The organism is Rhizobium sp. PRIMUS64, from assembly GCF_023006465.1.
Classification (GTDB): domain Bacteria; phylum Pseudomonadota; class Alphaproteobacteria; order Rhizobiales; family Rhizobiaceae; genus Rhizobium; species Rhizobium leguminosarum.
This window is the reverse complement of sequence record NZ_JALBGX010000081.1, coordinates 1-13,544: the sequence shown is the minus strand read 5'-3', so window position 1 is coordinate 13,544 and position 13,544 is coordinate 1. Positions and strand designations below refer to the sequence as shown.

General features: G+C 61.9%; 16 protein-coding genes. 11 read left to right on the top strand and 5 right to left on the bottom strand.

Annotated features, from left to right (window positions below; translation table 11 throughout):
* Positions 1–75 precede the first annotated feature (75 nt).
* Positions 76–774, bottom strand: a complete 699-nt coding sequence (gene tenA, locus MOV76_RS25990) for a thiaminase II (RefSeq protein WP_018447941.1) — start codon at positions 772–774, stop codon at positions 76–78.
* Positions 775–913: 139 nt separating this feature from the next.
* Between tenA and MOV76_RS25985 the strand changes: the two genes are divergently transcribed.
* Together MOV76_RS25985 and MOV76_RS25980 are read left to right on the top strand one after the other, a co-directional pair.
* A complete protein-coding gene (locus tag MOV76_RS25985) occupies positions 914–1,480 on the top strand; it encodes an XRE family transcriptional regulator (protein WP_018447940.1) in 567 nt (188 codons plus the stop codon).
* 24 nt (positions 1,481–1,504) lie between these two features.
* Entirely contained in the window at positions 1,505–2,023 is a 519-nt protein-coding gene (locus MOV76_RS25980; RefSeq protein WP_028731776.1) for a GNAT family N-acetyltransferase, read from the top strand.
* A gap of 15 nt (positions 2,024–2,038) precedes the next feature.
* Here the strand turns inward: MOV76_RS25980 and MOV76_RS25975 are convergent, their stop codons facing one another.
* Positions 2,039–2,650, bottom strand: coding sequence for an HAD-IA family hydrolase (locus MOV76_RS25975; RefSeq protein ID WP_247265592.1), 612 nt, complete (start codon positions 2,648–2,650; stop codon positions 2,039–2,041).
* A 133-nt stretch (positions 2,651–2,783) separates the two neighbouring features.
* Here MOV76_RS25975 and MOV76_RS25970 point away from each other — a divergent pair, with 133 nt between their 5' ends.
* The 3 genes from MOV76_RS25970 to MOV76_RS25960 all read left to right on the top strand — a co-directional run bounded on the left by MOV76_RS25970 (position 2,784) and on the right by MOV76_RS25960 (position 5,378).
* Positions 2,784–3,809 carry a histone deacetylase family protein gene (locus tag MOV76_RS25970; RefSeq protein ID WP_131647417.1) on the top strand — a complete coding sequence of 342 codons (1,026 nt, stop codon included), beginning with the start codon at positions 2,784–2,786 and terminating at the stop codon, positions 3,807–3,809.
* 9 nt (positions 3,810–3,818) lie between these two features.
* Positions 3,819–4,394 (top strand): recombination regulator RecX, encoded by a 576-nt coding sequence (gene recX / locus MOV76_RS25965; RefSeq protein WP_247265591.1) that lies wholly within the window; start codon positions 3,819–3,821, stop codon positions 4,392–4,394.
* A 72-nt stretch (positions 4,395–4,466) separates the two neighbouring features.
* A complete protein-coding gene (locus MOV76_RS25960) occupies positions 4,467–5,378 on the top strand; it encodes a DMT family transporter (protein ID WP_247265590.1) in 912 nt (303 codons plus the stop codon).
* Positions 5,379–5,411: 33 nt separating this feature from the next.
* On the opposite strand, the gene MOV76_RS25955 is transcribed toward MOV76_RS25960, so the two are convergent.
* The gene (locus MOV76_RS25955; protein WP_247265589.1) at positions 5,412–5,879 is read right to left on the bottom strand and encodes a group III truncated hemoglobin; all 468 of its coding nucleotides are present in this window, start codon (positions 5,877–5,879) and stop codon (positions 5,412–5,414) included.
* 183 nt (positions 5,880–6,062) lie between these two features.
* Here MOV76_RS25955 and mbfA point away from each other — a divergent pair, with 183 nt between their 5' ends.
* The gene (gene mbfA / locus MOV76_RS25950; protein ID WP_018244381.1) at positions 6,063–7,046 is read left to right on the top strand and encodes an iron exporter MbfA; all 984 of its coding nucleotides are present in this window, start codon (positions 6,063–6,065) and stop codon (positions 7,044–7,046) included.
* 160 nt (positions 7,047–7,206) lie between these two features.
* Here the strand turns inward: mbfA and MOV76_RS25945 are convergent, their stop codons facing one another.
* Both MOV76_RS25945 and MOV76_RS25940 read right to left on the bottom strand, forming a co-directional pair.
* A complete protein-coding gene (locus MOV76_RS25945; protein WP_018244382.1) occupies positions 7,207–7,806 on the bottom strand; it encodes a transglutaminase-like cysteine peptidase in 600 nt (199 codons plus the stop codon).
* Positions 7,807–7,971: 165 nt separating this feature from the next.
* Positions 7,972–8,811, bottom strand: a complete 840-nt coding sequence (locus MOV76_RS25940) for a carboxylesterase (RefSeq protein WP_247265588.1) — start codon at positions 8,809–8,811, stop codon at positions 7,972–7,974.
* 178 nt (positions 8,812–8,989) lie between these two features.
* On the opposite strand from MOV76_RS25940, the gene infC reads away from it, so the two are divergent.
* From infC to pheT, 5 genes are all read left to right on the top strand, one after another.
* A complete protein-coding gene (infC, locus tag MOV76_RS25935) occupies positions 8,990–9,526 on the top strand; it encodes a translation initiation factor IF-3 (protein WP_081525788.1) in 537 nt (178 codons plus the stop codon).
* A 325-nt stretch (positions 9,527–9,851) separates the two neighbouring features.
* Positions 9,852–10,055, top strand: coding sequence for a 50S ribosomal protein L35 (gene rpmI, locus MOV76_RS25930; protein WP_003570998.1), 204 nt, complete (start codon positions 9,852–9,854; stop codon positions 10,053–10,055).
* Positions 10,056–10,093: 38 nt separating this feature from the next.
* The gene (gene rplT / locus MOV76_RS25925) at positions 10,094–10,498 is read left to right on the top strand and encodes a 50S ribosomal protein L20 (RefSeq protein WP_003544622.1); all 405 of its coding nucleotides are present in this window, start codon (positions 10,094–10,096) and stop codon (positions 10,496–10,498) included.
* Positions 10,499–10,648: 150 nt separating this feature from the next.
* Positions 10,649–11,731 carry a phenylalanine--tRNA ligase subunit alpha gene (gene pheS / locus MOV76_RS25920; protein ID WP_024322278.1) on the top strand — a complete coding sequence of 361 codons (1,083 nt, stop codon included), beginning with the start codon at positions 10,649–10,651 and terminating at the stop codon, positions 11,729–11,731.
* A 16-nt stretch (positions 11,732–11,747) separates the two neighbouring features.
* A partial coding sequence (pheT, locus tag MOV76_RS25915) for a phenylalanine--tRNA ligase subunit beta (protein ID WP_247265587.1) occupies positions 11,748–13,544 on the top strand: 1,797 nt, incomplete at its 3' end.

Below are 13,544 nucleotides of genomic sequence, written 5' to 3'. Positions count from 1 at the left end.
ATAGCAGCGCCGCCCCCTGCCGCAAAGCGGTAATTATCCCGCTGTTTACGCTATTTCGTCCTGTGTCGGCGCCTATCAGACCGGCCACGTCTCCAGCCGCCAGGCCGAATCCCAGAACATCCATTCATATTGCGAGGCGCGCACGAAGACATCGGTCATTTGCGCCCGTTCCACCGGCGATGCGGCGCGGGCGGCAATGTCGGTCAGCGCGATCACTTCGCGGGCACCGGCGGCAAATTGCGGATCGCCATAGGTGTTGATCCAGGCCTGGAAGGCATTGCCCTCGATAACAGGCCGGTTCTTGATCGCTTCGCCGACATGCCAGTAGATCCAGAAGCAGGGAAGGATGGCGGACAGCGCCACCGCGTAGGAGCTGTGATAGGCGGTGGCAAGCAGGAAGTTCGTATAGGCAAAGCCGGCAGGCGAGGGCTCGGCTGATGTAACATCGGCGGAGGTGATGCCGAACTGGGTGAGGAAGCCGGCATGCAGGCCCTGTTCGACGGTGATCGCCTTCTGCGCCGAACCGAGAAAACGCAGGACCTGCGCATTGTCGGGCGCCTTGGCCGCAACGATCGCCAGGCATCGCGCATAATGCTTGAGGTAGAGCGCATCCTGCAGGATGTAGTGCCGGAAAACCTCGGGCGGCAGCGTGCCGTCCGAAAGGCGCTGCAGCAGCGGCAACGCCTCGATTTCAGCCATGATCGGCGCGATCCTGTCCCAGGCGGCAGCCGTGAAGCTTTCCGTCGTTTCCGTGCTCTGCATGCTGCCGTCCATCACTCTCTCCTCGGATTACGCCGCCATATATGGACGGCGCAGCGGCGAAAGCAAGCCGCGTTTTGGCCGCTTTTCGTAGACACTTGATTCCATCATCAGATAATGTATTTCTCTTATAGTGGAATAACGGGGCTGGAAAATGGAACCGGAACTCGAACAGGCGATCGGCATCCGCATCCGCACGCTGCGGCAGGAAAAGGCTCTGACGCTCGATGATCTTGCTGCGGCCTCCGGCGTCAGCCGGGCGATGATCTCGCGTATTGAGCGGGCGGAGGCGAGCCCGACCGCCTCGCTGCTGGCAAGGATCTGCGCCGCGCTCGGCCTGTCGCTGTCGGCCTTCTTTGCGGAAGAGGGGCAGGCCTCGCCGCTCGCCCGGAGGCAGGAACAGCAGGTCTGGCGCGATCCGGAGACCGGTTATATCAGACGGTCTGTTTCACCCCCGGGCACCGCCTCCGATGTCGATATCGTCGAGGTTGAATTCCCGGCCGGCGCCCGCGTCAGCTTCCCCCCGCATGCGAGCGCCCATGGCATGACGCAGCATATCTGGCTGTTCGACGGCGAACTGGAGATGACGGCGGCTGAGATCGTCTACCGGCTGCGGCCGGGCGATTGCCTCTTCATGCCGGTCGGCGAGGGTCACGTCTTCCACAATCCCGGCAACGCGCCCGCACGCTATTGCGTCGTGCTCGATCGCGGCGGCCGATAACAGTATTCATTTCAGGAGAACAGCATGCCTGCTATTCGTACCCTTTCCGCCGAGGAGGCCCGCGCCGCCATTCCGGCCCTTTCGCAAGTGCTTGTCGATTGCGTGGCGGGCGGCGCCTCCGTCGGCTTCATGCAGCCCTATGGGCCTGAAGATGCCGAGCCCTATTGGCGTGATGTCGCCGATGCCGTTGCCACCGGCGGCAATCTGCTGCTGGTTGCCGAACTCGACGGCAGGATCGTCGGCACCGTCCAGGTGGGCGCCGCACAGATGCCGAACCAGCCGCATCGCGGCGACCTGAAGAAGCTGCTGGTGCATCGCTCCGCCCGCGGCAAGGGGCTCGCCCGGCTGCTGATGGATGCCGCCGAGCGTGAGGCGGCAAGCCGCGGCAAGACCCTGCTCGTGCTCGACACGGCAACCGGCAGCGATGCCGAGGCGATCTATCCGCGCCTGGGCTGGCAGCGTGTCGGTGTCATCCCCAATTACGCGCTGTGGCCGGAAGGCGGCTTCTGCGCCACCACCCTGTTCTACAAGCGGCTTACCTGATTGCGCCGGCCCCGCTCATGCCGGCCTGGCGAAGACCGGAAGCGCGCCGCCAAGCGTCGTGCCCGCCGTCCATTGCACCGCATTCCAGCCGAACTGTCGCGCCGCTTCGATGTTTTCGGCCATATCGTCGATGAAGGCGATGTCGCCGGGCAGCACGCCGGCCCGCTCGGTCGCCAGCCGGAAGAAATCGGGAGAAGGCTTGTTGTGTCCGAGTGCTGCGGAATAGATGATGTCGTCGAAATGTGCGCTAAGGCCGATCTGCTCCATCAGGTAGCGTGCCCGCCTATGCTCCTGGTTGGTCGCCAGCAAGAGAGTGATGCCGCTTTGCCTGAGAGCAGCGAGTTCTTCGAGCAGATTGCGGTCGAGACGGGAATCGTTTTCGAACCAGTAGTCGATCAGTGTTTCGGCGCTGAGGTGGGACGCAATCTTTGCCAGAACGCCGGCGAGCCTCGGCTCCAGCGCCTCGCGGCCGATGATGATATCGCGCCAGTGCGTCTGAAAGAATTCCTGCTGCAGCAGGTCGACACGCAGGCCGAGGTCGCGTTCCAGATAGGTGAAGTGAGGCAGGCCGTCGGTGGGGCGACCATGAATGAGCACGCCGTCGACATCGACCATCAGCACTTTCATGCGGAAAATTTCCTCGTTCTCAAAACACCGGCGAAGGTGGCGTCATCCGCCTGGACGTTCAAGACGGCGCGCCACTTTTTTGTCGCGGCCGAGCCGTGTAAATCTCCATCGTCAATCAAGGGCAGGATCTGAAATGCGCGTCATCTATTCCGAAGACCACAAGCTGCGCGATGCCAGGACCGAGCTGCACGCCGGCCAACTGGTGACGCCCTTCGAGGCGCCGTTTCGCGCCGAATGGATCCTGGCGGCGGTCAAGGAGGTGGGCTTTACCGACGTGGTGGCGCCTGATGCGCATGGATTGGAAACGGCGCTAGAGGTGCATGATCCCGCCTATCTGGATTTTCTTGCCACCGTCTGGGACCGCTGGGTGGCGGCCGGTTTCACCGGCGAGGCGATCGCCAATTCCTTCGCCGTTCGCCGTACCAGCCAGCGTGTACCCAACAATATCGTCGGCGCGATCGGCCATTACGCCAATGCCGCCGATACCTCGATCACCAAGGGCTCCTACGAGGCGGCGATCGCCTCCATGCGCTGCGCGATCACAGGCGCCGATTGGCTGAATGCCGGCAATCGTTTCGCCTTCGCGCTCTGCCGCCCGCCCGGCCACCATGCCGGCATCGATCTCTTCGGCGGTTATTGCTTCATCAACAATTCAGGTGTCGCCGCGCAGCGGCTGCTCGACCATGGTGCGAGGAAAGTCGCGGTGCTGGATGTCGATTTCCACCACGGCAACGGCACGCAGGATCTTTTCTATCACAGAGGCGATGTCTTCACCGCCTCGCTGCATGGCGATCCCATGCATGCCTTTCCCTATTTCCTCGGCCATGCCGACGAGGAAGGCGAGGGGGAGGGCGAAGGTAGCAACCGCAACTATCCGATGCTCCCGGGCACGCCTTGGGATGTCTGGTCTTCGGCCCTTGCCGATGCGCTCACCCGCATCAAGACCTTCGGCGCCGAGGCGATCGTCGTGGCACTCGGCGTCGACACTTTCGAGCGCGATCCGATCTCCTTCTTCAGCCTCACCTCCGACGATTTCACCCGCATGGGCGCGATGATATCAGCCGCCGGCCTGCCGGTGCTCGCCTGCATGGAGGGCGGCTACGGTGTGCCGGAGATCGGCCTCAACGTTGCCAATGTCCTCAAGGGACTGGAAGCCTGATCTCTGCCGATGACCGACGAGACCGTTCCATCCGACGTTCCGACACCCCGCATGCTAAGCTGGGCGCGCAACTCCACCATCTATCGGCTCGAGCGGCGGATGATGACGGAAAAGCAGCTGTTTGACGCCATTGCCCGCAAGGCGAAGGAGAAATTCGAGGATATCAGCGCGGTGCAACTCAAGGCCGTTGCCGATTTCGCCGTCAAATTTGCCTATGACAACAGGGTGCTCGACGATAGCGCCTATGCGGAGATCAGCACGCGCTCGGCCGTGCGCGGCGGTAAATCGAAGCGCGCGATCGCCCAGAAGCTTGCTGCCAAGGGCGTCTCCAGTGACAAGGTCGAAGTGGCACTTGAGGAGGCTGACGATCTCTATGCCGCAGCGATTTTTGCCCGCAAACGCGCCTTCGGCCCCTTCCGCCGGGTCGAGCTCGACGAAAAGCGAAAGGCGAAAGAGCTTTCGGCTTTCGCCCGCAACGGCTTCAGCTTCGACATCGGCAGGAAGGTCTTCGACATGAGCTTTGAAGAGGCCGAAGAGGTCATCCTTGCTGGCCGATCTTTGGCGCCTCAGCATCAGCGCTCTTGATCCCGGCATGAAAAGTTTGAATTTGGTTCTCACCCGTCTTCGGCCTAGAACCGCGCCAGGATCGGGGGCCACATGGACATCAAGAATATCGAGACCGGGACGGATGGCACAGCCTTGATTGCGCAGCCGGGCGTATCGCCGACTTCGGGCGGCTTGGCGGCCGGTGTCGTGATGTGCCTGATGTCAATGTCTTCGATCCAGTTCGGCGCAGCACTGTCTTCGTCAGCCATTGCGACCTATGGCGTTGCCGGCGCCACCTGGCTGCGGCTTGCTTTCGCGGCGATCATCCTTGCCGTCGTCGTCAGGCCTTCGGTGCTGCGTTATAGCGGCGCCCAATGGAGGGCGACATTGCTGCTCGGCACGACGACGGCCGCCATGACGCTCTGCTTCTTCGCGGCGATCCAGCGGCTGCCGCTCGGCCTGGCGATCGCCATCGATTTCCTCGGGCCGCTCTCGGTCGCCGTCTTCGGCTATGGCCTGACCTGGCGGCTCGCCTGGCCGTTGATCGCTGCGGCCGGCATTCTCTTCCTCGCCCATGACGGCGAAGGCTGGGTCGGCAATCTCCCGGGCGTCCTCTTCGCTCTCGGCTCGGCTGTGGGATGGGCGGTCTATATCCTATTGACGAAGAAGGTCGGCGCTGCCTTCAAGGGTCTGGAAGGCCTCTCGATGTCGCTGATCGTTGCCGGCCTCGTCGCAACCCCCTTCGGCCTTGCCGAGACAGGGGGCGCCTTCACGCTGAAGGGACTGGTCGAGGTTCTCGGCCTTGCCATCCTCGTGCCGCTCTTGCCCTATGCGCTGGAAATGGTGGCGCTGCGGCGCATGCCGTCGGCATCGTTCGGCATCCTGATGAGCCTCGAACCGGCGATCGGCGCGCTCGCCGGCTTTCTGATCCTCGCCCAGCCGATGACTGCGCTGCAGATACTGGGTACGGCGCTCGTGGTGGCGGCCAGCGCCGGCGCCACCGCCTCGGCGGCGAAGACTTAGAGGTGAATGCCTGCGCTATTTCGTTAATTTGGATCAGGCGGGTTTGCGCTTGGGATCGTCGAGAGCCGGATTGTAGAACAGCGACAGCACCAGGCTCTTGGCGATCCGTTCCGCCGTCGCCATGAACCAGGCCTTGGCCTCCGGCGACGGGGCGATGTCGTCGAGTGTTGCGGCAAACAGCGACAGCCACTTCGGAAAGAGATCCGGCGTCAGGTTCGCCACATGAGTATGCGCCTGCACCGGCTTGCCGCCATAGGCGCCGCTGCGGAAGGCGACAGCCGACCAGAAGCCCTTCATTTTCGCCATATGCTCCGGCCAGCGGCCGGACAGCTTGGCGTCGAACACCGGGCCGAGATCGGGATGCGTTAACACGCGCCCGTAAAAGGTCTCGACCAGCCTGTCGATGAAGGCCGCGTCGACGCCCATGTCCCGCATCTCGGCCTCCGCCCTTTCGCGGATCGCCGCGATATGAGCAGGGCGGCCCTGAATGTCATTGTCCATTCCAAAACCCCGGCGCCGCGTGATGCGGCAGCCTCCATATAGGTGTTTATGGCGGCGAGCCAAAGTCGCCCGTGCCGCTTGCGGCAATCTGTCAGCGCTGTAGCACTTTGAATTGCCTCACGCACTTGACCGTCATCGCCGTGTTCTTTAGATTTAGAATAATTCTAAAAATTGGAGAAGATCATGCTGGCGCGGTTTTTCAGATCCTCGAAACGATCTTTCGAGTCGCTGTCCGAGCAGGAGATCCTTGCCCTTGGGATCGCCTCCGAGGAAGACGATGCCCGCATCTATCTTGCCTATGCAGACAGACTGCGCCGCGAATTTCCGGCCTCGGCCAAGGTCTTCGAGGACATGGCCGAGGTCGAGGACACGCATCGCAAGTCGTTGATCGAGATCCATCGCCAGCGTTTCGGTGAGCGCATTCCGTTGATCCGGCGCGAGCATGTGGAGGGCTTCTACGAGCGCAAGCCGGACTGGCTCAGGGCAAACCTTTCGCTGGATGCGATGCGCCGGGAAACCGAGGCGATGGAGGAGCAGGCCTATCGCTTCTATGTCGAGGCGGCAAAGCGGACCTCGGACGCCTCGACGCGCCAGCTTCTCGGTGATCTCGCCCTCGCCGAACAGGGGCATGAAGATATTGCCCGCATGCTGGGCGACAAACATACGCCGGAAGACGTCAAGCACGACGAGGACGAGACGGTGCGCCGGCAATTCGTGCTGACCTATGTGCAGCCTGGCCTTGCCGGGCTGATGGACGGCTCTGTCTCGACGCTGGCGCCGATCTTCGCCGCCGCCTTCGCGACGCAGGATACGTGGCAGACCTTCCTCGTCGGCCTTTCAGCCTCCGTCGGCGCCGGCATTTCGATGGGCTTCACCGAAGCCGCACATGACGACGGCAAGATCTCCGGCAGAGGCTCGCCGGTCAAGCGCGGCCTTGCCTGCGGCATCATGACGGCGCTCGGCGGTCTCGGCCACGCACTGCCCTATCTGATCCCGCATTTCTGGACGGCGACGATCACCGCTGCCGTCGTTGTCTTCTTCGAGCTCTGGGCCATCGCCTTCATCCAGAACCGCTACATGGAAACCCCCTTCCTGCGCGCCGCCTTCCAGGTGGTGCTCGGCGGCAGCCTGGTGCTCGGCGCCGGCATCCTGATCGGGAATGGGTGAGTTGCGGTCGGGCATAGCCCGAGCAATCGATCCAGTAAATCCGCAGCAACGAACGCCCTGAGCCTAAAGCGAAGGGCCGGGAGACGGTGCGGCATCCGAAACCCACAAAACAAAAAGGCCGGCAAATCGCCGACCTTTTCCACATTCTCTATTGCAATCCTTACCGCAGAGCGCCGACCAGGACGTCGCGGCCGTTCTCGATGGTGACCCAGCGGCCGGCATTGTAGCTCGACTGGCGCTTGACGAAGGAATAGGGCGTCGCAAACCACGGCTTGACGTCGGAGGCGAGGTTGTCGAGCACGAAATCGCCCTCGGCAGTGCGCAGCGTCAGCACCGCATGGCCTTCGCCATCCGGCTTGCGCACGACGGTCATCAGCAGGTCGGCCGCCGAAAAGCCGCGCTGGATCAGCATGCGGCGCTTCAGCAGAGCGAAATCCTCACAGTCGCCGGCGGTGGTCGGATAGGCCCAGACCTCATCCTTGCCGTAGATTTCCTTGTCGGTCATCGGCGTGATGGTGCGATTGACCGTGGCGTTGACCAAACGGACGAGCGACCACTTCCCCGGGTTCATGGCGACCGGGCCTGCGTTGCGGTTTGCGCCACATTCATTGCGGTGGATCTGACAGAAATCGTAGTGGCCGATCGGCTGTGAGGTGGCATTGCCCGTTACCATTGAAGCATTTCTGCTTGGGGCCGGTATGGCGGCCGTTGCCATCGCAAACACGGCCATCATGGCCACAAAAATACCCTTGATCCGCACGCCCGCTCTTTCCTTGCATCGCCCCTTATTTATTAACAAAGTGTTAATGGAGAGGGCCGGAAAGAGTCAATCGTTACTTCTTGGTAGGACCTTGCGACTCGCCGACATGGTTAAAATGCAACGGCTTGGGGACCTGTATCAGGCGAATTTATCCGCCGATGCCATTCAAGCGGGCATCTGCCTAATTGTTGATGAACGGATGATGCCTTTGACGGCGCTCACGAGCAGCGCGATGTCGCCGGGGCGGGAAAGGCGATGGTCGCCGTCGCGAATGAAGGTCAGCACCACGTCGTCGGCGGGAAGATGTTCGACCAGTTTCATCGCATGTGCATGCGGCACATCAGCGTCTTTCATGCCCTGGAGGATATGCACCGGGCAGCCTGTTTCGATGATGCCGTCGAGCACCCGGTTCTCGCGGCCATCCTCGATCAGCGCCCGCGTATAGATGTTCGGTTCCGGACTGTATTGCGAGCGCTCTTCGAAATAGCCGCGCTCGGCAAGCGACTTGCGCTCCTTGGCCTTCAGGTTCGGCTCGATCAGCTCCGAGGTGAAATCGGGTGCGGGCGCGATCAGCACCATGCCTTCGAGTTTTGGGCCTTCGAGCTTTGGGCCGCCCTGCCGTGCAAGCTCCTGCGCCAGCCGGAGCGCGATCCAGCCGCCCATCGACGAGCCGACGAGGACTATCCGATCGGGCGCGACATGGCGGATGACGGCAAGCGCCTCCTCCAGCCAGCGCGAGATCGTGCCGTCGCCGAAGCTGCCGCCGGAAAGTCCGTGGCCGGAATAATCGAGGCGGATGCAGGCGGCGCCAAGTTCCGCCGCCAGCCCGTCGAGTTCCACCGCCTTGGTGCCGCTCATGTCGGAGCGGTAGCCGGACAACCAGACGAGTGCCGGTGCGCCATTGCCGGCCTGCGCCGGGCGGACGAGCATGGCGATCTCACGTGCCGCCTCACCCTCGCCGACCGTCAGGAACTGCGGCTGGGCATTGGACAACTGATCGGACATCGGCGAAACTCCTGTTGTTTTGGCCTATAAAACAGATTCTTGGCAGGCTGACAGCGGGTGATTTTTCCGCTAAAGGATGATATTGACTCCGTTGCAGCGATGACGCGACACGTTTGTGCACCCCTGATTGGGAGCGCGATGCTGCAACGTTCCGAAACAACGCGAGGAGAATACGACCATTCGCAGACCTTTTAAAACCGACGCGCCCGTGAAGGACGGACCGCGCTCGAACCGTGAAATCCGCATTCCCAAAGTTCAGCTGATCGGGGCTGACGGAGAGAATATGGGCGTCGTGCCTACCGACCAGGCCTTGAAAATGGCGGAAGAAGCCGGCCTCGATCTCGTCGAAATTTCCCCCAATGTCGAACCGCCGGTGTGCAAGATCCTCGATCTGGGCAAGCTGAAATATGCTAACCAGAAGAAGGCTGCCGAGGCGCGCAAGAAGCAGAAGATCGTCGAAGTCAAAGAAATCAAGATGCGCCCGAACATCGACACCCATGATTATGAGGTGAAGATGAAGGCGATGGGTCGCTTCTTCGACGAAGGCGACAAGGTCAAGGTGACGCTGAAGTTCCGCGGCCGTGAAATGGCCCACCAGGAACTCGGCATGAAGCTTCTGCAGCAGGTCAAGGCTGATACGATCGAGTTCGCCAAGGTCGAAGCCGAACCCAAGCTCGAAGGCCGCCAGATGATGATGGTGCTGGCGCCGAAGTAAGCGCCAGGCAGTTTTTCGCCCAAGGCCGTCCGCAAGGGCGGCTTTTGTGCTTTCTGCCATTCTGCTTTGCGCCATTGTGTTTTCGGGTGAGCGAAGATTCCTCCGCCGCCCCGTTGCACTTTCATGACGCTGCGGTTATAAGCGCGCGTCCGAACTGACCGGCAGGGCATGCCGTGGCAGTTTCGAATGCTTGCGGAACGGTTCGTCGCCGATGCCGCAGATCAACAACAAACGCTCCCGCACCTTGTTGCGACGGCCGGAGAACCGGACTTCGCAGGAGGGCTTTTTTGATAAAGCGCGCAGGGAGGACAGAAGGAGTAGCAAAATGCCCAAGATGAAGACGAAGTCCTCTGCCAAGAAGCGGTTCAAGATCACCGCAACCGGCAAGGTCAAGGCTGCCGCTGCTGGCAAGCGCCATGGCATGATCAAGCGTACCAACAAGTTCATTCGCGATGCACGTGGCACCATGGTTCTCGCAGAACCAGATGGCCGCAAGGTTATCAAGAATTACCTGCCGAACGGTCTCTGAGACTCGTCCGCGAACGCTAGATTTAAGGAGATCATGATATGGCACGTGTAAAAAGAGGCGTCACCTCTCATGCCAAGCACAAGAAGGTTCTGAAGGCAGCAAAGGGCTTTTACGGCCGCCGCAAGAACACCATCCGTACCGCCAAGGCTGCTGTCGATCGTTCGAAGCAGTACGCCTACCGCGACCGCAAGGTCAACAAGCGCAACTTCCGTGCGCTTTGGATCCAGCGCATCAACGCCGCCGTGCGTGAATTCGGCCTGACCTACGGCCGCTTCATCGACGGCCTGAACAAGGCTGGCATCGAAGTCGACCGCAAGGTTCTCTCCGACATGGCGATCCACGAGCCGGAAGCATTCGGCGCGCTGGTCAGCGCTGCCAAGAAGGCTCTTGAATACCTCAAGGAAGCCGGCACGGCGAACGAGTTTGAAGGCGCGGTCAAGTAACCAGCGCTTCCCAAGCTTTTGAATTTGTGATTTTGGGAAACCCGCGCTGGTTTGGGCTAGCGCGGGTTTTTCTTTCTTTATATTCCTGGCGCCGGCCGGCGCCGCCTGCCTCCCGATCGCCCGCCTGATACTGGACGGAAAGAAGTGACAATGTCAGATATCGACCAGCTCAACACATCGCTGCTCGCCGAAATCGCCGCCGCCGATGACGAAACGGCCCTGGAAGCCGTGCGCGTTTCCGCCCTCGGCAAGAAGGGCTCCGTCTCCGAACTGTTGAAGACGCTCGGCGCCATGACGCCGGAAGAGCGCCAAAGCAAGGGTGCTGCGATCAACGTTCTGAAGAACGCGGTGACCGAGGCGCTCACCGCCCGCAAGACGACGCTCCGGCAAGCGGCGATCGATGCGCGGCTGAAGGCCGAGACGGTCGACGTCAGCCTGCCGGTGCGCTCTTCGCCGGCCGAACGCGGCCGCATCCATCCGATCAGCCAGATCGTCGACGAGATCACCGCGATCTTCGCCGACATGGGCTTCTCGATCGCCGAAGGTCCCGACATCGAGACCGATTATTACAATTTCACCGCGCTGAATTTCCCCGAAGGCCATCCGGCCCGCGAGATGCACGACACCTTCTTCTTCAACCCGGATGAGAATGGCGAGCGCAAGGTCCTGCGCACCCATACCTCGCCGGTGCAGGTGCGCACCATGGAGGCGCAGACACCGCCGATCCGCATCATCATCCCCGGCAAGACCTACCGCCAGGACAGCGACGCCACGCATTCGCCGATGTTCCATCAGGTCGAAGGCCTGGTCGTCGACAAGAAGGCCAATGTCGCCAACCTCCGCTGGGTGCTGGAAGAATTCTGCAAGACCTTCTTCGAGGTCGACAGCGTGACGATGCGTTTTCGCCCGTCCTTCTTCCCCTTCACCGAGCCCTCTTTCGAGGTCGATATCCAGTGCGACCGCTCCGGCCCGATCGTCAAGTTCGGCGAGGGGACCGACTGGATGGAAATCCTCGGCTGCGGCATGGTCCATCCGAACGTGCTGCGTTACGGCGGGCTCGATCCGGACGAATATCAGGGTTTTGCCTGGGGCATGGGCCTCGACCGCATCGCCATGCTGAAATACGGCATGCCCGATCTGCGCGACTTCTTCAACGCCGACGTCCGCTGGATGACGCATTACGGCTTCCGCCCGCTCGACATGCCGACGCTGTTCGGCGGCCTCAGCGCTTGAACGGAGAATTGGGACGATGAAATTCACGCTCTCCTGGCTGAAAGAGCATCTGGAAACGGATGCCGGCCTCGATGAAATCTGCACGCGCCTCACCGAGATCGGACTGGAGGTCGAGGATGTCGACGACAAGGCGGCATTTAAGCCCTTCGTCATCGCCAGGGTCGTCTCGGCGGAAAAACATCCCCAGGCCGATCGGCTGAAAGTGCTGATGGTCGATACCGGTTCCGGCGCGCCGGTCCAGGTCGTCTGCGGCGCCCCGAATGCGCGCGCCGGTCTCGTCGGTGCCTTTGCAGCGCCCGGAACCTATGTTCCCGGTATCGACGTGACGCTCGCTGTCGGCAATATCCGCGGTGTCGAAAGCCATGGCATGATGTGCTCCGAAAAGGAGCTGCAGATTTCCGACAGTCACGACGGCATCATCGATCTGCCCGAAGATGCGCCGGTCGGCCGGAGTTATGCCGCCTATGCTCATCTCGACGATCCCCTCATCGAGATTAACCTGACGCCCAACCGGCCGGATTGCACCAGCATCCACGGCATCGCCCGTGACCTCGCCGCTTCCGGTCTCGGTACGCTGAAGACGCGGCCCGCACCGTCCTTCGCTGTCGAAGGCGAGACGTCGGTGAAGCTGACGCTCGATCTCGACGACCCGAAGCTTTGCCCGGGCTTTGCGCTCCGCCTCGTGCGCGGCGTCAAGAACGGCCCGAGCCCGCGCTGGATGCAGCAGCGGCTGATCGCCATCGGCCTGCGCCCGATCAACGCGCTTGTTGATGTCACCAATTACATGACCTTCGATCAGGGGCGGCCGATCCACGTCTTCGATGCCGCCAAGATTAAGGGCAACCTGACCGTCCGCCGTGCCGCCGAAGGCGAGACGGTTCTGGCGCTCGACCAGCGCGAATACAAGCTCTCGCCGAACAACGTCGTCATCTCCGATGAGGATGGCATCGAATCGATCGGCGGCATCATGGGCGGCGAACATTCCGGCTGCGACGAGAACACCGTCGACGTGTTGATCGAATCCGCCCTCTGGGACCCGATGAACATCGCCAAATCAGGCCGCAGCCTCGGCATCATCACCGATGCCCGCTACCGCTTCGAACGCGGCGTCGATCCGGAATATATGGTCCCCGGTCTCGAACGCACGACGGAACTGGTGCTGGAACTTTGCGGCGGCAAACCCGCCAAGGCCGAGATCGTTGGCTACCAGGGTCATGAACAGAAGATCGTCGATTTCCCCTATTCGGAGGTCAAGCGCCTGACGGGCCTCGACGTCTCGAATGCGGAAAGCAACACGATTCTGACGCGCCTTGGCTTCACGGTCTCCGGTTCCGGCGAGCGGGTCTCCGTCGCCGTTCCCTCCTGGCGTCCCGATGTCGACGGCAAGGCCGATCTCGTCGAAGAGGTCATGCGCATCCACGGCGTCGACAATATCAAGCCGGCGCCGCTCGAAAGTCACGCGGCCGTCAACGGCAAGATCCTGACGACGCTGCAGATCCGCACCCGCCTTGCCAAGCGGGCTCTGGCCGCGCGCGGCATGCTCGAAGCCGTCACCTGGTCCTTCATTCCGGAAGACCAGGCAAAGCTGTTCGGCGGCGGCTCGCCCGCCCTCAAGCTTGCCAACCCGATCGCCGCCGAAATGTCGGATATGCGCCCCTCGCTGCTGCCGGGCCTGCTGTCAGCCGCCCAGCGCAATGCCGACAAGGGTTACGCCGACGTCGCCCTCTTCGAGGTCTCCGGCACCTATGAGAACGATCGGCCGGACGGTCAGCGCCGCGTTGCCGGCGGCATTCGCCGCGGCACGGCCTCGCTT